The organism is Streptomyces sp. CA-210063, assembly GCF_024612015.1.
GTDB lineage: Bacteria > Actinomycetota > Actinomycetes > Streptomycetales > Streptomycetaceae > Streptomyces.
Map to the genome: position 1 here is coordinate 6,591,273 of NZ_CP102512.1, position 18,777 is coordinate 6,610,049.

The 18,777-nt window shown below is 69.0% G+C and carries 15 protein-coding genes; 14 read left to right on the forward strand and 1 reads right to left on the reverse strand.

The features are described 5' to 3' along the window. Positions 1-278: 278 nt before the first annotated feature. The 8 genes from JIX56_RS28845 to JIX56_RS28880 all read left to right on the forward strand — a co-directional run bounded on the left by JIX56_RS28845 (position 279) and on the right by JIX56_RS28880 (position 10,709). Complete coding sequence (locus tag JIX56_RS28845; protein ID WP_257544884.1) at positions 279-1,661, forward strand: nitrate/nitrite transporter; 1,383 nt, start codon at positions 279-281, stop codon at positions 1,659-1,661. Positions 1,662-1,849: 188 nt separating this feature from the next. After that, entirely contained in the window at positions 1,850-2,998 is a 1,149-nt protein-coding gene (locus JIX56_RS28850) for a uroporphyrinogen-III synthase (RefSeq protein WP_257544886.1), read from the forward strand. Between the two features lie 345 nt (positions 2,999-3,343). Further along, positions 3,344-3,934: a CGNR zinc finger domain-containing protein gene (locus JIX56_RS28855; RefSeq protein WP_257544888.1), complete on the forward strand. Its 591-nt coding sequence runs from the start codon at positions 3,344-3,346 to the stop codon at positions 3,932-3,934. A 514-nt stretch (positions 3,935-4,448) separates the two neighbouring features. Next, the gene (locus JIX56_RS28860) at positions 4,449-5,024 is read left to right on the forward strand and encodes a sigma-70 family RNA polymerase sigma factor (RefSeq protein ID WP_013003188.1); all 576 of its coding nucleotides are present in this window, start codon (positions 4,449-4,451) and stop codon (positions 5,022-5,024) included. A gap of 29 nt (positions 5,025-5,053) precedes the next feature. After that, the gene (locus tag JIX56_RS28865; RefSeq protein ID WP_257544890.1) at positions 5,054-5,845 is read left to right on the forward strand and encodes an anti-sigma factor family protein; all 792 of its coding nucleotides are present in this window, start codon (positions 5,054-5,056) and stop codon (positions 5,843-5,845) included. A 104-nt stretch (positions 5,846-5,949) separates the two neighbouring features. Next, a complete protein-coding gene (locus JIX56_RS28870; protein ID WP_257544892.1) occupies positions 5,950-8,256 on the forward strand; it encodes a HelD family protein in 2,307 nt (768 codons plus the stop codon). Between the two features lie 483 nt (positions 8,257-8,739). Continuing rightward, positions 8,740-10,152, forward strand: a complete 1,413-nt coding sequence (locus tag JIX56_RS28875) for an NAD-dependent malic enzyme (RefSeq protein ID WP_257544894.1) — start codon at positions 8,740-8,742, stop codon at positions 10,150-10,152. 275 nt (positions 10,153-10,427) lie between these two features. Further along, positions 10,428-10,709: an HU family DNA-binding protein gene (locus JIX56_RS28880; RefSeq protein ID WP_257544896.1), complete on the forward strand. Its 282-nt coding sequence runs from the start codon at positions 10,428-10,430 to the stop codon at positions 10,707-10,709. A gap of 240 nt (positions 10,710-10,949) precedes the next feature. Here JIX56_RS28880 and murA read toward each other — a convergent pair whose 3' ends face one another. Beyond that, positions 10,950-12,296 (reverse strand): UDP-N-acetylglucosamine 1-carboxyvinyltransferase, encoded by a 1,347-nt coding sequence (murA, locus tag JIX56_RS28885; protein WP_033524988.1) that lies wholly within the window; start codon positions 12,294-12,296, stop codon positions 10,950-10,952. A gap of 310 nt (positions 12,297-12,606) precedes the next feature. Between murA and JIX56_RS28890 the strand changes: the two genes are divergently transcribed. The 6 genes from JIX56_RS28890 (at position 12,607) to JIX56_RS28915 (ending at position 18,603) form a co-directional block, all read left to right on the forward strand. Then, positions 12,607-13,179 carry a YqgE/AlgH family protein gene (locus tag JIX56_RS28890; RefSeq protein WP_257544898.1) on the forward strand — a complete coding sequence of 191 codons (573 nt, stop codon included), beginning with the start codon at positions 12,607-12,609 and terminating at the stop codon, positions 13,177-13,179. Between the two features lie 29 nt (positions 13,180-13,208). After that, positions 13,209-13,490 (forward strand): DUF3039 domain-containing protein, encoded by a 282-nt coding sequence (locus tag JIX56_RS28895; protein ID WP_119589960.1) that lies wholly within the window; start codon positions 13,209-13,211, stop codon positions 13,488-13,490. Positions 13,491-13,832: 342 nt separating this feature from the next. Next, positions 13,833-15,134, forward strand: a complete 1,302-nt coding sequence (locus JIX56_RS28900) for an extracellular solute-binding protein (protein WP_257544900.1) — start codon at positions 13,833-13,835, stop codon at positions 15,132-15,134. Continuing rightward, positions 15,112-16,116, forward strand: a complete 1,005-nt coding sequence (locus JIX56_RS28905; protein ID WP_257544902.1) for a carbohydrate ABC transporter permease — start codon at positions 15,112-15,114, stop codon at positions 16,114-16,116. The genes JIX56_RS28900 and JIX56_RS28905 overlap by 23 nt, the downstream gene beginning before the upstream one ends. Further along, positions 16,113-16,955, forward strand: a complete 843-nt coding sequence (locus JIX56_RS28910; protein ID WP_257544904.1) for a carbohydrate ABC transporter permease — start codon at positions 16,113-16,115, stop codon at positions 16,953-16,955. Before JIX56_RS28905 ends, JIX56_RS28910 begins: the two co-directional genes overlap by 4 nt. A gap of 13 nt (positions 16,956-16,968) precedes the next feature. Further along, a complete protein-coding gene (locus JIX56_RS28915) occupies positions 16,969-18,603 on the forward strand; it encodes a beta-N-acetylhexosaminidase (protein WP_257551178.1) in 1,635 nt (544 codons plus the stop codon). The last annotated feature ends 174 nt before the right edge of the window (positions 18,604-18,777 follow it).

The window sequence follows — 18,777 nt, forward strand, 5'->3', positions numbered from 1 at the left end:
CGAGAGGAACGGCACACTGCCTGTGGTCTTCGCCACGCTGAGCGACGGCACGCGGTGCGCCTACATTGGCACGAGGACGGCGCCGAAGGTGGCGTGACCGCAGGGTATGACGCTCTGCTCACGGATTCCTCACCGTCCGGGTCGCCCGCTCGTGAGAGCAAAGTTCCTTTCCGGTCACCCGGTGCCACAGGCAGGAAACGCGCCCTCCCTACCTTCGGGACTCATCACCCCTCATCACCCGCATCGCAACACCCGAGCCGGAGAACCGTGGAGGCGTCATGACAGCCCCGAGCACTGCCCCCGCTGCCAGTAGGGGAGGCCGCTGGATCGAGCACTGGGATCCGGAGAACGAGGCCTTCTGGAACGAGACCGGCGAGAAGGTGGCCCGCCGCAACCTCCTCTTCTCGGTGCTCTCCGAGCACATCGGCTTCTCCATCTGGACCGTCTGGTCGGTGATGGTGCTGTTCATGGGCCCCGAGTACGGGCTCACCCCGGCCGACAAGTTCTTCCTCGTCTCGATGGCCACGCTGGTCGGCGCGATCGTGCGCATCCCGTACACCTTCGCGGTGGCGATCTTCGGCGGCCGCAACTGGACGATCGTCTCGGCGAGCCTGCTGCTCATCCCGACCGTCGCGGCCTTCGTCGTGATGGAGCCGGGGACCTCGTTCAACACGTTCCTGATCTGCGCGATGCTCGCCGGTATCGGCGGCGGCAACTTCGCCTCCTCCATGACCAACATCAACGCCTTCTTCCCGCTGCGGAAGAAGGGCTGGGCGCTCGGCCTCAACGCGGGCGGCGGCAACATCGGTGTCCCGGTCGTGCAGCTCATCGGTCTCGCCGTCATCGGGGCCAGCGGCGGTCCGCGCGTGCTCCTCGGGATCTACATCCCCTTCATCGTCATCGCCGCCGTGCTCGCCGCGATCTACATGGACAACATCTCGTCCGTGAAGAACGACACCGGTGCCGCCAAGGACGCCGTGAAGGAGGCCCACACCTGGATCATGTCCTTCCTCTACATCGGCACCTTCGGCTCCTTCATCGGCTACAGCTTCGCCTTCGGCCTCGTCCTGCAGACCCAGTTCGGCCGTACGCCCCTGGAGTCCGCGTACGTCACCTTCATCGGCCCCCTGCTCGGCTCGCTGATCCGGCCCGTGGGCGGCGCGCTCGCCGACAAGTACGGCGGCGCCAAGATCACCCTGTGGAACTACGTCGCCATGGCCGGCGCCACCGGGATCATCGTCATCGCCTCCATGCAGAAGTCGCTGCCGCTGTTCACCACCGCGTTCATCGTGCTCTTCGTCCTCACCGGGATCGGCAACGGCTCCACCTTCAAGATGATCCCGGGCATCTTCCAGGCCAAGGCCGTCGCCAAGGGTCTGAACGGTGAGGAGGCCGCGGCCTACGGACGTCGCCTCTCCGGTGCCTCCATGGGCATCATCGGAGCGGTGGGCGCGCTCGGCGGCCTCGGCATCAACCTGGCCTTCCGCCAGTCCTTCCTCTCGGTCGGCTCCGGCACCGGCGCCTTCCTCAGCTTCCTCGCCTTCTACGGCCTCTGCTTCGCGGTGACCTGGGCCGTATACCTTCGCAAGTCGGCCTCGAACACCGCTACGACCACGGCCGCGGCGGACTCGAAGCCGCAGCTCAGCTACGCCGAGGTGTGACATCGCCCATGCCGTGACACGTGTGACGTAACACCAGCGACATCAAGCCGAACCGAGCCTGTCACGTGCCGTTGACAGGCTCGTTCGGCATGTAGGTGCAACGACTCGACTGCGGGACGAGAGCCATGTACGACGAACAGCGACCCGAGCGATCAGATCGAGCCGATCGACCAGACAGGACGGATCGGATGGATCGGACAGCGCAACCGGAACACGGGCCGCTCGCGGGGTTCACCGTGGGTGTGACGGCAGCCCGCCGGGCCGACGAACTCGGAGCACTCCTCCAGCGCCGCGGAGCCGCGGTCCTCCACGCGCCCGCCCTGCGCATCGTGCCGCTCTCCGACGACAGTGAACTGCTCGCCGCGACCAAGGACCTGCTCGACGTGGCGCCCGACATCGTGGTGGCGACCACCGCCATCGGTTTCCGCGGCTGGATCGAGGCCGCGGACGGCTGGGGCCTGGGCGAAGCCCTCCTGGACCGGCTGCGCGGCGTCGAGGTCCTGGCGCGCGGACCGAAGGTGAAGGGCGCGGTACGAGCCGCCGGTCTGACGGAGGAATGGTCCCCGTCCTCCGAATCCATGGCGGAGGTACTGGACCGCCTGCTGGAGCAGGGCGTCGAGGGCCTCCGCATCGCCATCCAGCTGCACGGTGAACCGCTCCCCGGCTTCGTGGAGTCCCTGCGTGCCGCGGGGGCGGAGGTCGTGGGCGTCCCCGTCTACCGCTGGATGCCCCCCGAGGACATCACCCCCGTGGACCGTCTCCTCGATTCCACGGTCAGCCGCGGTCTGGACGCGCTGACCTTCACCAGCGCCCCCGCCGCGGCGTCCCTCCTGTCCCGGGCGGAGGACCGGGGCCTGCTCCCGGAGCTGCTCAACGCCCTCAACCACGACGTGCTCCCCGCCTGCGTGGGCCCCGTGACGGCCCTGCCCCTCCAGGCCCACGGCGTGGACACGGTCCAGCCCGAACGCTTCCGCCTCGGCCCCCTCGTCCAGCTCCTCTGCCAGGAACTCCCCGGCCGCGCCCGCGCCTTCCCCATCGCCGGCCACCGCGTGGAGATCCGAGGCCACGCGGTCCTGGTCGACGGCGCCCTCCGCCCCGTCCCCCCGGCCGGCATGTCGTTGTTGCGCGCGCTCTGTCGCAGGCCCGGCTGGGTGGTGGCCCGCTCCGAACTCCTCCGAGCCCTCCCCGGCGCCGGCCGGGACGAACACGCCGTGGAAACAGCCATGGCCCGCCTCCGCACGGCCCTCGGCGCCCCCAAGCTGATCCAAACGGTCGTCAAACGCGGCTACCGCCTGGCCCTGGACCCGGCAGCGGACACGAAGTACGGCGACACCTGAGCCCGAAAGGGCCCGCCGGTTCACGTTTGTCCGCGGGCGAGTGGGGGCTGGTCGCGCAGTTCCCCGCGCCCCTGAAAGACACGGCCCCTGCTTTTCAGGGGCGCGGGGAACTGCGCGATCAACCACGACGAACCCGCACCCGCCACCCCACAGAACCCCCCGAGCTATAAGGCGCCCAAGGGGGTCGAAGGGGCACAGCCCCTGGGGGACGGGACGGGTAAGGGCGGCGGGGGCGAGCAAATCCCCCCGAACCCCAGAGGGTTCCAGCACAGCGTGCGGCCAGGCACTGTAGGGGGTACGACCCTCTCAGACGCCCCACGGCAACCCCCAGGCGGTGACAGGCACATGGCACAACCCCCCCGCTTCGACTGCGGCCACCTCTGCCTGGACTTCCTCGCGACCACCCACCCCGAGGAACAACTCGACTCAGCACTCCACCTACGCACCTGGATCACCGCCGCCGCCCTGGTCCCCGAGGACACCCCCCTCGACCACATCACCCCGCACTGGCTCGTCGGCTTCCGAGAACTACGCGGACACATCGGCCAGTTGGTCCGCACCGAACCGGACCGCAAGCCCGACTCCCGCCGCTTCGACGTCTCCTTCGACATCTCCCTGGCGAGGATCAACGACCTGGCCCGCGCAGCCACTCCGGCCCTCCAGGCCGTCCGCACGGACGACGGCACCCTCACCCGAGCCCTGGACCGCGCCCCCGACTGCGCCGCCCTGCTCGCAGTGATCGCCCGCGACACCGTGGAGCTGCTCACCGACCCGGCCGCCTGCGCGAGCCTGCGCCAGTGCGCCGGCGACAACTGCCCCATCGTGTACGTCGACACCTCCCGCGGCCGACGCCGCCGCTGGTGCTCCAGCGAGATCTGCGGCAACCGCGAACGCGTGGCCCGCCACCGCCGCCGAGCCGGCCTCGCCCGCGCCTAGGGCCCTTCTGATGGATCTCCGCGGCGTCGCGACGCCCGGCACGCACTCTCGACGCACGGCGTGAAGGGACAGGTGGCTCCGCCACATGACCCTCCACGCCGCACGCCGAGAGCACGCACCGAACGCCGCTCCTTCCTCCACGGAGATCCATCAGAAGGGCCCCAGGGCCTGTCCCCGGCCGAGGCGACTGACTCGCGTAACCCGAATCGATCCTGTTCGGGTCACTTCTCCGCTATTGCCCATCTCCCTTGGGATGCCAGGGAGTTGGGCATGGTTCCAGTTCTCGTAAAGAAGCAGCAGTGCTGTTTTTCACATCACGTGATGCGGATCTTCACAATTCCCGCCCGTGTGTGCCGGGTTAGGAACCGATATGGGCACGCTTGTCCCTCAGCTGCCCCAACTTCCCCACGTTGAATCGAGAAAGTTGTGTCTCAACTCTGAACACACAACTGATTACCTACGTATCCCGATGTGAGCGACCGACTGGGGGAACCCCCGGACACCGGAGGTAGCCGTGCGCAAGGATTCCGCTGTGGCCGATGAACGCCCGCACAGGGCACGACATCGCGCATCGCAGCCCTCAGAGCCAGACGAGGAGCTGATGCGCGCGTTGTACCGCGAGCACGCTGGACCCTTGCTCGCGTACGTGCTGCGTCTGGTCGCGGGCGACCGCCAACGCGCCGAGGACGTTGTGCAGGAAACTCTCATCCGGGCCTGGAAGAACGCCGGTCAGCTCAATCGAGCGACCGGATCGGTACGCCCCTGGCTGGTGACGGTCGCACGCCGCATCGTCATCGACGGCCACCGCAGCCGGCAGGCCCGGCCGCAGGAGGTCGACCCGTCGCCGCTGGAGGTCATCCCCGCGGAGGACGAGATCGACAAGGCGTTGTGGCTGATGACACTGTCGGACGCGCTGGACGACCTGACCCCTGCTCACAGGGAGGTCCTGGTCGAGACCTATTTCAAAGGGCGTACGGTCAATGAGGCGGCCGAGACGCTTGGCATCCCCAGTGGCACCGTCCGCTCCCGGGTGTTCTACGCCCTGCGGTCGATGAAGCTGGCTCTAGAGGAGCGCGGGGTGACGGCATGAGCAACATCTACGGGGGGTATGGACCGGGAATGCCCGGGTCTGTGCAAGGAGCCCAAGGTTCCGGTGACAACATCCACGAAACCGTCGGCGCGTACGCCCTCGGGATACTGGACGACGCCGAGGCCACACAGTTCGAGATGCATCTCGCCACGTGCGAGTGGTGCGGCCAGCAGCTGGACGAGCTGGCCGGTATGGAACCGATGCTGGCCGCGCTCGCGGACCTGCCCGCTTCCCAGGGCACACCCGCGATCGGCGAGTCCCTGTCCGCGAAACCCACGACAGGACTCGCGGACCGGCTGGTCGGCGAGGTCGTCCAGCACCGCGCGAAGAAGAGCCGACGGAACTTCTTCATGCTGGCGGCCGGCGTCGCCCTGATCGTCGGCGGCCCGACGGCCGTGATGGCGACGACGGGCGGCGGGAACGACGCCCCGGAGAACCGGCCGAACGTCGCCAGCCCGGCCCAGGACGCCTTCGATCACATGAACGCATCGGACAAGGTCTCGTCCACCGACGCGTCCACCCAGGTCACCGCCACGGTCGGCATGGAGTCCAAGGCCTGGGGCACCCACGCGGTCCTGGAGCTGAAGAACGTCAAGGGCCCGGAGAAGTGCTCGCTCATCGCCGTCGGCAAGAACGGCGAGCGTGAGACGGTCACCTCCTGGTCCGTCCCGAAATGGGGCTACGGCATCAAGAACGCCGAGACCGACCAGGCCAAGAAGCCGCTCTACGTCCACGGCGGCGCCGCCTTCACCCCGGACCAGATCGACCACTTCGAGATCCTGACCTTCAGCGGGAAGAAGCTCGTCTCGGTCAAGGCATGACACATCGAGGCGAGTGGTGAACGGACCCCGGTCGGGCGCATAGCCTGTCGGGGTCCTTTTCGCGTACGGTGGACGGCTGCCCAGCACGTCAGAAGGGGGCCCGGGTGGCCGCTCAGGTTCAGCAGGAAACGCTCGACTCCGCTCACGACTCGGTGCGTGAGAAGGAGATCGGCGTAGAACAGGAACATCTGGACCGGGTGTACCGGCGTCTTGAGGAGAAGATCCACGAGGCCGAGTTCCTGATGAACGACGCGGCCAAGCGCGGTCAGGTCGGCACCCCGGGCGCGCTCGCCGAGCGGGACGCCCAGGTCTTCCGGGCGGGCATCCACCTGAATCGCCTCAACAACGAGTTCGAGGACTTCCTCTTCGGCCGTATCGACCTGTTGCTCGGCAAGGACGGGAAGAAGGGACCCGACGGCGCGTACACCGCCGTCGAACCGGCCGAGGGCGCGGTCCGCCCCGACAACACCGCCGACATCGCCGAGACCCTGCACATCGGCCGGATCGGTGTCCTGGACTCCGAGTACGCGCCGCTGGTCATCGACTGGCGGGCCCCGGCGGCCGCCCCCTTCTACCGCTCGACCCCGGTCGACCCCGGCAGGGTCGTACGGCGCCGGGTCATCCGCTCCAAGGGCCGCAAGGTGCTCGGCGTCGAGGACGACCTGATGCGCCCCGAGCTGAAGGCCTTGCTCGACGGCGGCGAGCTGCCCGTCATCGGCGACGGCGCCCTCATGGCCGCCCTCGGCCAGGCCCGCAGCCACACCATGCGCGACATCGTCGCCTCCATCCAGGCCGAACAGGACCTGGTGATCCGCGCCCCCGCCGCCTCGGTGACGTACGTCGAGGGCGGCCCGGGCACGGGCAAGACGGCCGTGGCGCTGCACCGGGCCGCCTACCTCCTCTACCAGGACCGGCGCCGGTACGCGGGCGGCATCCTGATCGTCTCCCCGACCCCGCTGCTGGTGGCGTACACCGAGGGCGTCCTGCCGTCCCTCGGCGAGGAGGGCCAGGTCGCCATCCGCGCGATCGGCTCACTCGCCGAGGACACGGGCGGCGCCGAGGCCACGCTGTACGACTCCCCGGCCGTGGCCCGCGCCAAGGGCTCGTACCGCATGCTCAAGGTGCTGCGGAAGGCCGCCCGGGGCGCGCTGGAGTCGAACGACGCGCCGAACCGACTTCGTGTCGTCGCCTTCGGCCGCCGCCTCGAACTGGAGGCCGCCGAACTGGAACGCGTCCGCCACAACGCGCTCGGCGGCACGGCCCCCGTCAACCTGCTGCGTCCCCGCGCCCGCAAGCTGCTCCTCGACGCCCTCTGGTCGAAGTCCGGGGCGGACGGCCGCCACACCGACCCGGAACTGGCCGCCGAACTGCGCTCCTCCTTCGACGAGGACATCACGAGCGAGGACGACTTCATCGCCTTCCTCGACGCCTGGTGGCCCGAGCTGACCCCGCGTGGCGTGCTCACCGCCATGGCCGACGAGCGCCGCCTCGGCCGCTGGGCCCGCCGCATCCTCAATCCGGGTGAGGTCCGCCGCGTCGCCCGCTCCCTGAAACGGGACGGCTTCTCGGTCCACGACGTCGCCATGCTGGACGAACTCCAGGCCATCCTCGGCCTTCCGGCCCGCCCCCGGAAGAAACGCGATCTCGACCCCTTGGACCAGCTCACGGGCCTGGAGGAACTCATGCCCGTACGCGAGGAGACCCAGCGCGAGCGGGCCGAGCGGCTGGCCCAGGAGCGGACCGAGTACGCGCACGTCATCGTCGACGAGGCGCAGGACCTGACCCCGATGCAGTGGCGGATGGTGGGCCGCCGCGGCCGCCACGCCACCTGGACGGTCGTGGGAGACCCCGCCCAGTCCTCGTGGTCGGACCCCGACGAGGCGGCGGAAGCCCGCGACGAGGCCCTGGGCAGCCGCCCCCGCCGCCGCTTCACCCTGACGGTCAACTACCGCAACCCCGCCGAGATCGCCGAACTGGCGGCGAAGGTGCTGGCGCTGGCCATGCCGGGCTCCGAGTCCCCCTCGGCGGTCCGCTCGACGGGCGTCGAGCCCCGCTTCGTCACGGCCGTACGGGAGTCCCTGGCCCGCACGGTCCGCGCGGAGGCCGCGCGCCTGCTGGACCTGGTCGACGGCACGGTCGGCGTCGTGGTCGCCATGAACCGCCGCGACGAGGCCAAGCGGTGGCTGGCAGGACTCGGTGATCGTGTCGTGGCTCTCGGCAGCCTGGAGGCGAAGGGGCTGGAGTACGACGCGACGGTGGTCGTCTCCCCGGCGGAGATCGCGGACGAGTCCCCGGCGGGGCTGAGGGTGCTGTACGTGGCCCTCACCCGGGCGACCCAGCAGCTGACCTTGGTGTCGGGGGAGCGGGACGAGCCGGACGAGAGGGGCGTACCCGACCTGCTGCGCGACTGATGTCGTCTGCGGGTGGGTGGGGGCTGGTCGCGCAGTTCCCCGCGCCCCTAGAAACCTGGCGGCGCCCCCCGACCTTTAAGGGGCGCGGGGAACTGCGCGATCAACCACACACCACCCGCACCCGCCGAACCACCCCGACCTCCCGAGCTCCGAGGCGCCCCAAAAACAACTCCCGTGCGGGAATGGCCTTACGGGATCTGTTTGTTAGCCTGGGTGTGGCACCGGCTCGATCCAAGCCCCCGGGCCCAACCTTCGTCGCTTAGAGCGACCACTTGCCGCGAGGCGAGCATGGCGGGTCGGTGCCACTGAACGGAGAAGAGGTCCACGTCCACTGTGACGTGGACCTCTTCGCGTTGTGAACAAAACGTTCTCAATCCCACGTGGCTAACGCCTACTCGGCGGTAGGTGCGACGATCGGACCGCAAAACGCAGCGGCTCGAACGCGGCAGAACGCAGTAGCAGCGAAAGCAGAGGAAGTCGGCCATGGCAACGGCGCCCAGCGTCTCCTACTCGATGACGGTCCGGCTGGAGGTGCCCGCGAGCGGAACCGCGGTCTCCCAGCTCACCGGAGCCGTCGAGTCCCACGGAGGCTCGGTGACCGGCCTCGACGTGACCGCCTCCGGCCACGAGAAGCTCCGCATCGACGTCACCATCGCCGCCACCTCCACCGCGCACGCCGACGAGATCGTCGAGCAGCTGCGCGGCATCGAGGGCGTCACGCTCGGCAAGGTCTCCGACCGTACGTTCCTGATGCACCTCGGCGGCAAGATCGAGATGGCGTCGAAGCACCCCATCCGCAACCGTGACGACCTCTCGATGATCTACACGCCGGGTGTGGCCCGTGTCTGCATGGCGATCGCCGAGAACCCCGAGGACGCCCGGCGTCTGACCATCAAGCGCAACTCCGTTGCGGTCGTGACGGACGGCTCGGCCGTGCTGGGCCTCGGCAACATCGGCCCGATGGCCGCCCTGCCGGTCATGGAGGGCAAGGCCGCCCTCTTCAAGCGGTTCGCCGGCATCGACGCCTGGCCGATCTGCCTGGACACCCAGGACACCGACGCGATCGTCGAGATCGTCAAGGCGATCGCCCCCGGCTTCGCGGGCATCAACCTGGAGGACATCTCCGCGCCCCGCTGCTTCGAGATCGAGGCCCGGCTGCGCGAGGCCCTCGACATCCCGGTCTTCCACGACGACCAGCACGGCACGGCGATCGTCGTCCTCGCCGCGCTCACGAACGCTCTTCGCGTCGCGGGCAAGGCGGTTGGGGACATCCGCGTCGTCATGTCGGGCGCGGGCGCGGCCGGCACGGCCATCCTGAAGCTGCTCATCGCCGCCGGTGTGAAGAACGCCGTGGTGGCCGACATCCACGGTGTCGTGCACTGCGACCGCACCGACCTGGTCGACGCCGCCGCCGACTCGCCGCTGCGCTGGATCGCCGACAACACCAACCCCGAGGGCCTCACGGGCACGCTCAAGGAGGCCGTGCGCGGCGCCGACGTGTTCATCGGCGTCTCGGCGCCGAACGTCCTCGACGGCGACGACGTGGCCGCCATGGCCGACGACGCGATCGTGTTCGCGCTCGCGAACCCAGACCCCGAGGTCGAGCCCGCGATCGCCCGTCAGACCGCGGCCGTCGTGGCCACCGGCCGCTCCGACTTCCCGAACCAGATCAACAACGTGCTGGTCTTCCCGGGTGTCTTCCGCGGTCTCCTCGACGCCCAGTCCCGGACCGTCAACACGGACATGATGCTCGCTGCCGCGAAGGCCCTCGCGGACGTCGTCACCGAGGACGAGCTGAACGCGAACTACATCATCCCGAGCGTCTTCAACGAGAAGGTCGCGGGCGCGGTCGCCGGGGCGGTGCGGGACGCCGCGAAGGCGGCGGCGTCGGTCTGAGGGCCGCTCGCCGCTCATCTGTGACGGTCGCCACGGCGCCCGCGTACCGGCGCGTCGCGGGGGCGGGGGCCTTGCGCGGCCCTTTAGGGTGGCGGCCAGGTCCAGGCCTGCCAGGCCCCGCTTTCCGTGTGACTCCCAGGGGTGTTCGTGTGACTCCCAGGGGTGCCGGATTGGCTTTCCCGCCGCAGGTGAGTGCAGGATGCGTTTCTGGGCGCGAGGGTCTGACGACGGACCCGGGTCCGCCTCAACGGCAAGAAGAACACGGGAGTAACAAAATGAACCGCAGTGAGCTGGTGGCCGCGCTGGCCGACCGCGCCGAGGTGACCCGCAAGGACGCCGACGCTGTGCTGGCCGCGTTCGCCGAGGTCGTCGGCGACGTCGTCGCCAAGGGTGACGAGAAGGTCACCATCCCCGGCTTCCTGACCTTCGAGCGCACCCACCGTGCCGCTCGCACCGCGCGCAACCCGCAGACCGGCGACCCGATCCAGATCCCGGCCGGCTACAGCGTCAAGGTCTCCGCGGGCAGCAAGCTCAAGGAAGCGGCCAAGGGCAAGTAGCCTTGCCGGCTGTCCCTCTGGGGATGGTGTAGCGCGCGTAGAACGCCTGATGGGGGCGGCACCTGGATTTCCGGGTGCCGCCCCCATCGTTGTTCGGCGCGGGTTCGTCGTGGCTGGTCGCGCAGTTCCCCGCGCCCCTGAAAGCAGGGGGCTGCGCCCCATGCTTTCAGGGGCGCAGCCCGTGGCCCCAGCCGGGAGCCGCGCTGCCCAGCCGCGGCGGTTGTGTGCTTGCTCTCAGCCTCAGCCGAGCGCTTTGCCGGGAAGCTCGACCTTCGCGCCCAGTTCCATGAGCTTTTCCATGAAGTTCTCGTAGCCGCGGTTGATCAGTTCGATGCCGTGGACACGGGAGGTGCCCTGGGCGGCGAGGGCCGCGATGAGGTAGGAGAAGCCGCCGCGGAGGTCGGGGATGACCAGGTCGGCGCCCTGGAGGCGGGTGGGGCCGGAGACGACCGCGGAGTGCAGGAAGTTGCGCTGGCCGAAGCGGCAGTGCGAGCCGCCCAGGCACTCGCGGTAGAGCTGGATGTGCGCGCCCATCTGGTTCAGCGCGGAGGTGAAGCCCAGCCGGGACTCGTAGACCGTCTCGTGGACGATCGAGAGGCCGGTGGCCTGCGTCAGGGCGACGACCAGGGGCTGCTGCCAGTCGGTCTGGAAGCCGGGGTGGACGTCCGTCTCCAGGGCGATCGACTTCAGCTGCCCGCCGGGGTGCCAGAAGCGGATGCCCTCGTCGTCGATCTCGAAGGCGCCACCCACCTTCCGGTAGGTGTTCAGGAACGTCATCATCGAGCGCTGCTGGGCGCCCCGGACGTAGATGTCGCCTTCGGTCGCCAGCGCGGCGGAAGCCCAGGAGGCGGCCTCCAGGCGGTCCGGGAGGGCCTTGTGGTTGTAGCCGCCGAGCGAGTCCACACCGGTGATGCGGATCGTGCGGTCGGTGTCCATCGCGATGATGGCGCCCATCTTCTGCAGGACGCAGATGAGGTCCTCGATCTCCGGCTCGATCGCCGCGTTCGCGAGTTCCGTCACCCCCTCCGCGAGGACGGCGGTCAGCAGCACCTGCTCCGTCGCGCCCACCGACGGGTACGGCAGCTGGATCTTCGTACCCCGCAGCCGCCGCGGCGCCTCCAGATACTGCCCGTCCTCCCGCTTCTCGATCTTCGCGCCGAACTGCCGCAGCACCTCGAAGTGGAAGTCGATCGGCCGGCCGCCGATGTCGCAGCCGCCGAGACCGGGGATGAAGGCATGGCCGAGCCGGTGCAGCAGCGGGCCGCAGAACAGGATCGGGATGCGCGACGAACCGGCGTGGGCGTCGATGTCGGCGACGTTCGCGCTCTCCACGTTCGTCGGGTCCATCACCAGCTCGCCCGGCTCGTCACCCGGGCGGACCGTTACGCCGTGCAACTGCAGCAGTCCGCGCACGACCCGCACATCGCGGATGTCGGGCACGTTGCGCAGCCGGCTCGGACCGCTGCCGAGCAGCGCGGCGACCATGGCCTTGGGTACGAGGTTCTTCGCACCGCGGACACGGATCTCGCCACTGAGCGGGGTGCCGCCGTGTACAAGCAGTACGTCGTCAGAGCCGTTGACGGTCATGAATCTCGCGTTCCGTGGAGTTGGGCAGAGGCTTTCCGGCGTGTGCGGCCGGCCGGTGGACCCGTTGTGCGGGAGCCGGCGCGGCGTGAGCCGGAGAGCTAGCGTAATCGCCGCCCACCCCCCTTCCGTAAGCCCAAGTGCTTCTCAGCCACGTCATGGGTTTGCCACAACACGAACCGTTCCCCACCGGCCACACGGGGTCACCATCACGCGCGTGCGCCCCAGTCGCTTCCCTGCGCCGTGAGCTGCATTCACATCGCTGGGGGGATTGGCTCCCCGCGCGCGGGCCGGATGCGGGATCATGTCTGGCATGACCGAGGTGTCCTCGCTCACAGGGCGGCTGCTCGTGGCCACGCCCGCCCTGGCGGACCCGAACTTCGACCGCGCGGTGGTGCTTCTCCTCGACCACGACGAGGAGGGCTCGCTCGGGGTGGTCCTCAACCGCCCGACCCCCGTGGATGTCGGTGACATCCTGGAGGGCTGGGCGGAACTCGCCGGCGAACCCGGTGTCGTCTTCCAGGGTGGCCCGGTGCAACTGGACTCGGCGCTCGGGGTCGCGGTGATACCCGGCGGCGGCTCCGTCGACCGGGCGCCGCTCGGCTGGAAGCGCGTCCACGGCGCGATCGGCCTCGTCGACCTGGAGGCCCCGCCAGAGCTGCTGGCCTCCGCGCTCGGCTCGCTGCGCATCTTCGCCGGGTACGCGGGCTGGGGGCCCGGCCAGTTGGAGGACGAACTGGTGGAGGGTGCCTGGTACGTCGTCGAGTCCGAACCCGGCGACGTCTCCTCGCCCTGTCCGGAGAGACTCTGGCGCGAGGTCCTGCGCCGCCAGCGCAACGAGCTCGCGATGGTGGCCACGTACCCGGACGACCCTTCGCTCAACTGATGCCTGTGAGCTTCAGTACCCTTGGCGTCATGAGCACTCTTGAGCCCGAGCGCGGTACTGGTACGGGGACCCTCGTCGAACCGACGCCGCAGACGTCGCACGGCGATGGTGACCACGAGCGCTTCGCCCACTATGTCCAGAAGGACAAGATCATGGCGAGCGCCCTCGACGGCACGCCGGTCGTGGCGTTGTGCGGCAAGGTGTGGGTCCCGGGCCGTGACCCGAAGAAGTACCCCGTGTGCCCCATGTGCAAGGAGATCTTCGAGTCCCTCGGCGCGGGTGGTGGCGACCAGGGCGACGGCAAGAAGTAACGGGGCGCCTCCGGCTCGGGGGTACGGGTACGTCGGCGAGTGCGGGTGAGTGGGGGCTGGTCGCGCAGTTCCCCGCGCCCCTGAAAAGCACGGGTGACCCCCGGGTCTTTCAGGGGCGCGGGGAACTGCGCGAGCAACCACAGACCATCCGCACTCGCCGACGTACCCGTACCCCCGAGCTTTGTCGCGCCCCCGTTGCACAGAACGCTTCCCAGGATCACAAGGTGGTAGAGACCTCTTGTGGTCATGTTCATGTACTCCCTAGCCTCCGGTGTGTTGTGTAGAGCAGAACGCCCGTTGCAGAGAATGCAACACTCCGCTCCCCTCCGGAGGACTCGCTCCATGAAGCTCGTCGCCAGACTCGCCGCGCCCGTAGCGGCCCTAGCCCTCGCCGGGCTGACCGCCTGCGCCCCGCAGACCTCCGACAACTCCTCCTCCAAGGAGGACGAGACGACCGGCACCCTCCGGATCTGGCTCTTCCAGGAGGTGAGCAACGAGCCGAAGCAGAAGGTCGTCGACAAGGTGGTCTCGGCCTTCGAGAAGGCGCACGACGGCGCGAAGGTGAAGATCGAGTACATCCCCGTCGAGACCCGCGCCCAGCGGATCAAGGCCGCCTTCAACGACCCGAAGAGCGCCCCGGACCTCATCGAGTACGGCAACACCGACACGGCCGGTTACGTGAAGGACGGCGGACTCGCCGACGTCACCACCGAGTTCAACGACTGGTCCGAGGCCAAGGACTCCGACCCGACCGCCAAGACCTCCGTGACCGTCGACGGAAAGATCTACGGCGCGCCCTTCTTCGTGGGCGTACGCGCGCTGTACTACCGCACCGACGTCTTCGAGGAGCTCGGCCTCGAAGCCCCGAAGTCCCTCGACGAGCTGACCGCCACCGCCAAGCAGATCCGCGCGGCCAAGCCCGACCTGTACGGCCTCGTCGTCGGCGGCGCCTACACCTACGGCGCGATGCCCTTCGTCTGGGCCAACGGCGGCGAGATAGCCGAGGGCAAGGGCGGCTCGTACGCCTCGACCATCGACAGCGCGGCCGCCCAGAAGGGCATCGAGGCGTACACCTCGCTCTTCGGCGACGACAACTGCCCCGCCGCCAAGTGCGCGAGCATGGGCGGCAACGACACGGTCACCGCGTTCGCCGCCGGCAAGGCGGGCATGGCGATCGGCGGCGACTTCAGCCACGCGGCCGTGGAGGCCGGCAAGGTCAAGGGCAAGTACGCGGTCGTACCGCTGCCGGGTGTGAAGTCCGGCTCCGTGGCGCCGGCGTTCGCGGGCGGCAACAACATCGGTGTGCTGAAGAGCACCACGCACCGCACCCTCGCCGTCGACCTGATGAAGCGGCTGGCGTCCAAGCAGACCCAGGGCGAACTCTTCGACGCGATGGGCTTCCTGCCGACGTACACCGACGTGCGGGCCGAGGCGGCCAAGGAGGAGCCGTTCATCGAGCCCTTCGTCAAGACGCTGTCCTCCGGCACGAAGTTCGTGCCCGTCTCGCCGGCCTGGGCGCAGATCGACGCGTCGCTGGTGCTGCCGACGATGTTCCAGGAGGTCGTCAGCGGCAAGAAGGACGTGGCCGAGGCGTCGAAGGACGCGGCGACGCAGATGAACGATGCGTTCAGCTCCGCTGGTTGAGCGGGGGGCGCCCAGGGGGGTGGGGGGCGGGGAGCGTGGGCGACCGCGGGTGCGTCGTGGCTGGTCGCGCCCACGCGGCGGAGCCGCATATGTCACAGCCCCGCGCCCCTATCGGGGCGCCACCCCCTGGCTCTATCTCGCGCCCGCGCTCGTCGTGCTCGGCGGGCTGCTCGTCTACCCCATCTACCAGCTCGGTCTGATCTCGCTCCTGGAGTACACCCAGGCTCAGGTCAGCGGCGGCGAGCCGACCAGTTTCCGGGGGTTCGCGAACTACACGGAGCTCCTCGGGGACGCCGAGTTCTGGCGGGTCCTGCTGGCCACCGTCGTGTTCGCGGCGGCCTGCGTGGTCTGCACGCTCGCCGTCGGCTGTGCGCTCGCCGTGCTGCTGACCCGGGTACGGGCCCTGCCCCGCCTCGTTCTGATGCTGGCCGCGCTCGGTGCGTGGGCGACCCCCGCGATCACCGGCTCCACGGTCTGGCTGCTCCTCTTCGACCCCGACTTCGGCCCGGTCAACCGGATCCTGGGCCTCGGCGACCACTCCTGGACGTACGAGCGCTACAGCGCCTTCTTCCTCGTCCTGCTCGAAGTGGTCTGGTGCTCCTTCCCGTTCGTGATGGTGACCGTCTACGCCGGCATCCGCGCCGTACCCTCCGAGGTCCTGGAGGCCGCGGCCCTGGACGGTGCCTCGCAGTGGCGGATCTGGCGGTCGGTCCTCGCGCCGATGCTCCGCCCGATCCTCGTCGTCGTCACCATTCAGTCGGTCATCTGGGACTTCAAGGTCTTCACCCAGATCTATGTGATGACGGGCGGCGGCGGTATCGCCCGGCAGAACCTCGTACTGAACGTGTACGCCTACCAGAAGGCCTTCGCGTCCTCCCAGTACAGCCTCGGCTCGGCGATCGGCGTGGTGATGCTGGTGATTCTGCTGGCGATCACCCTGGTGTATTTGCGACTGCTGCGCAGGCAAGGGGAGGAGCTGTGAATTCGTTGGGTTTCCTGCGGCGGCCCTGGCGGCTCGCCGCGGAGGCATCCGCCCTGGTCATCGCGGCCGCGGTGGCGTTCCCCCTTTACTGGATGGTGCTCAGCGCCTTCAAACCGGCGGGGGAGATCGAGTCCAGCGAGCCCCGGCCCTGGACCCTCGCGCCGACCCTGGATTCCTTCCGCCGTGTCTTCGGACAGCAGGAATTCGGCCGCTACTTCGTCAACAGCCTTGTCGTCGCCTGCACGGTGGTCGTCGTCTCCGCGCTGATCGCGTTTCTCGCGGCGACGGCCGTCACCCGATTCCGCTTCCGTTTCCGGACCACCCTGCTGATCATGTTCCTGGTGGCCCAGATGGTGCCCGTGGAGGCGCTGACCATCCCCCTCTTCTTCCAGATGCGGGACTTCGGCCAGCTCAACACCCTGGGTTCGCTGATCCTGCCCCACATCGCCTTCTCCCTGCCGTTCGCGATCTGGATGCTGCGCGGCTTTGTGAAGGCTGTACCGGAGGCACTGGAGGAGGCGGCCTACCTCGACGGGGCGAGCCGTTCCCGATTCCTCTGGCAGATCCTTTTCCCCCTCGTCTTCCCGGGGTTGGTGGCCACCAGCGTCTTCTCCTTCATCTCGGCCTGGAACGACTTCCTGTTCGCCAAGTCGTTCATCATCAGCGACACGTCACAGTCGACCCTGCCGATGGCCCTCCTGGTGTTCTACAAGCCCGAAGAGCCGGACTGGGGCGGCGTGATGGCGGCGTCCACCGTGATGACCATTCCGGTGCTGATCTTCTTCGTACTCGTACAGCGACGACTGGTCTCCGGACTGGGCGGAGCGGTCAAGGACTGACGTGACGAACGACATGACGAATGACGTGACGGGAACGGAACTCATTCCGGCGCCCGGGAGCATCTCCTGGAACCAGCCCGGCTACGGGCGCCTGGACGAGGAGACGCGGCTGGAGGCGGGGCCCGGCACCGAGGGCGTCGCCCGCTGGCTGCGGGCCACGGTCGGCGCGGCGACCGGTTATCCGTTCCCGGAGGGCGGCGACTTCGCGTACCGCATGGCGCTCGGCATCGACCCGCAGCTGCCCGCGGAGGGCTACCGCGTCGTCATCGACGGCGCCGACCACCTGATCCAGGGTGGCAGCGCGGCCGGCGTCTTCTGGGGCGCGCAGACCTTCCGGCAACTGCTCGGCCCCGAAGCCTTCCGCCGGGCCCCGCTGGATCCCGACAGGGACTGGGACCTTCCCGAGATCACCGTCGAAGACGGCCCCCGCTTCGCCTGGCGCGGCCTCATGCTCGACGTCGCCCGCCACTTCATGCCCAAGGACGGAGTCCTCCGCTATCTGGACCTGATGGCCGCCCACAAACTCAACGTCCTCCACTTCCACTTGACGGACGACCAGGGCTGGCGCATCGAGATCACGAGGTACCCCCGGCTGACGGGGATCGGCTCCTGGCGGGCGCGCACGAAATTCGGCCATCGCGCGTCCCCCCTCTGGGAGGAGAAGCCGCACGGCGGTTACTACACGAAGGACGACATCCGCGAGATCGTCGCCTACGCGGCCGAACGGCATATCACCGTGGTCCCCGAGATCGACATCCCGGGACACAGCCAGGCCGCCATCGCCGCGTATCCGGAACTCGGCAACACCGATGTCATCGACACGACCTCCCTCACCGTCTGGGACACCTGGGGCATCAACAAAAACGTACTCGCCCCCACTGACAACACCCTGCGCTTCTACGAGGGGGTGTTCGAGGAAGTCCTGGAGCTCTTTCCGTCGCCCTTCGTGCACATCGGCGGCGACGAGTGCGCCAAGGACCAGTGGAGGGAGTCGGCCACCGCGCAGGCCCGCATCCGGGAGCTGGGGCTCGCGGACGAGGACGAGTTGCAGTCGTGGTTCGTCCGGCACTTCGACAACTGGCTGACCGCGCGCGGGCGTCGCCTGATCGGATGGGACGAGATCCTTGAGGGCGGCCTCGCGCCGGGCGCCGCCGTGTCGTCCTGGCGGGGCTACGCGGGCGGCATCACGGCGGCCCGCGCGGGCCACGACGTGGTCATGTGCCCCGAGCAGCAGGTGTACCTGGACCACCGTCAGGACGGCGGCCCCGACGAGCCGGTGCCCATCGGCTACGTACGCACCCTGGAGGACGTCTTCCGGTTCGAGCCGGTTCCCCCGGAGTTGACGCCCGACGAGGCACGGCATGTGCTCGGCACCCAGGCGAACGTGTGGACCGAGGTGATGGAGGACCCCGCGCGCGTGGACTACCAGACGTTCCCACGCCTGGCGGCCTTCGCCGAGGTGGCCTGGAGTCGCCTGCCGGAACCCGCCGAGCGGGACTTCGCGGACTTCGAGCGCCGGATGACGGCCCACTACCCGCGACTTGACGCCCTGGGGGTCGGTTATCGGCCGCCTTCCGGCCCTCGTCCGTGGCAGCGGCGACCAGGTGTGCTCGGACGTCCGATCGAGGGGGCGCCCCCGAACGTGTGAGGCGACCGTGAACCCGTAGGACCGAAAGCGCGTGCCCTGCGACGGTGGCCCCAGAGGGAACAAGAGGCACACAAGGATCACCAGAGGGTGTCAATGTGCACCTATGGGTGATGCCGTGCCAAAACGGACCATCTCTCGGGTGAGGTGGGCGAATGCCTCCTAGCGGACCCCCGC

What these genes read in the sequence shown, in the direction of transcription:
- JIX56_RS28845 (WP_257544884.1), top strand. Translation starts at nt 279, where the DNA reads ATGACAGCCCCGAGCACTGCCCCCGCTGCCAGTAGGGGAGGCCGCTGG.
- JIX56_RS28850 (WP_257544886.1), top strand. Translation starts at nt 1,850, where the DNA reads ATGGATCGGACAGCGCAACCGGAACACGGGCCGCTCGCGGGGTTCACC.
- JIX56_RS28855 (WP_257544888.1), top strand. Translation starts at nt 3,344, where the DNA reads ATGGCACAACCCCCCCGCTTCGACTGCGGCCACCTCTGCCTGGACTTC.
- JIX56_RS28865 (WP_257544890.1), top strand. Translation starts at nt 5,054, where the DNA reads ATGCCCGGGTCTGTGCAAGGAGCCCAAGGTTCCGGTGACAACATCCAC.
- JIX56_RS28875 (WP_257544894.1), top strand. Translation starts at nt 8,740, where the DNA reads ATGGCAACGGCGCCCAGCGTCTCCTACTCGATGACGGTCCGGCTGGAG.
- JIX56_RS28880 (WP_257544896.1), top strand. Translation starts at nt 10,428, where the DNA reads ATGAACCGCAGTGAGCTGGTGGCCGCGCTGGCCGACCGCGCCGAGGTG.
- murA (WP_033524988.1), bottom strand. Translation starts at nt 12,296, where the DNA reads ATGACCGTCAACGGCTCTGACGACGTACTGCTTGTACACGGCGGCACC.
- JIX56_RS28890 (WP_257544898.1), top strand. Translation starts at nt 12,607, where the DNA reads ATGACCGAGGTGTCCTCGCTCACAGGGCGGCTGCTCGTGGCCACGCCC.
- JIX56_RS28895 (WP_119589960.1), top strand. Translation starts at nt 13,209, where the DNA reads ATGAGCACTCTTGAGCCCGAGCGCGGTACTGGTACGGGGACCCTCGTC.
- JIX56_RS28900 (WP_257544900.1), top strand. Translation starts at nt 13,833, where the DNA reads ATGAAGCTCGTCGCCAGACTCGCCGCGCCCGTAGCGGCCCTAGCCCTC.
- JIX56_RS28905 (WP_257544902.1), top strand. Translation starts at nt 15,112, where the DNA reads ATGCGTTCAGCTCCGCTGGTTGAGCGGGGGGCGCCCAGGGGGGTGGGG.
- JIX56_RS28915 (WP_257551178.1), top strand. Translation starts at nt 16,969, where the DNA reads ATGACGAATGACGTGACGGGAACGGAACTCATTCCGGCGCCCGGGAGC.